The following is a 517-nucleotide window of genomic DNA, read 5'->3' as shown; positions in this document are numbered from 1 at the left end:
CTAGGCACGGGATCGACCTGCTCGGGCGCGCCGGGATTCATGGCCCCAATCGAAGCGAAGGTAAGGCATGAAGAGGCGGTCAGGGTCGGCACTGAAATCATCAACAAGGTGATTTATGCGCTGAATACGATCGTCATGCTGGAAAATAATCCGGCGGAGTTCGATCGGCATCTCGACTTCGTGCTGAATTTGCAAGAAAGTCCGACAGAGTTGCAGTTTTTTATCGAAACAATTCCGCCAGAAAGTGTTAAAACCGTAGCAGAATTCAAGGATGTCTGGCAAAAAAACGCTAATCGTTTCAAATATCGCAAGCGCGATGTGACAAATTGGATCGTCGAATCCTACTCGGACATTAATTGCCAGCGAACGATTACATTGCACGGCCTCGGCCATACCTACGGTGTTTTCGCCGATACGCTTCCCGACGGTACGCCTGTTTCCCTCGGCTTTCACAAATCAAAGACCTTTCTGGATTTCGACCGCATCCAGGTCGTGATAGTAGAGACCAGTGCGAATG

General features: G+C 49.9%; 1 protein-coding gene. It reads left to right on the top strand.

The window, feature by feature from the left end:
• The coding region (locus JK635_RS29190) for a hypothetical protein (protein ID WP_202655861.1) at positions 1–517 on the top strand (517 nt) is incomplete at both ends.

The organism is Neobacillus paridis (assembly GCF_016765675.1).
GTDB lineage: Bacteria > Bacillota > Bacilli > Bacillales > Cytobacillaceae > Neobacillus > Neobacillus paridis.
This window is presented reverse-complemented; position numbering and strand designations above follow the sequence as displayed.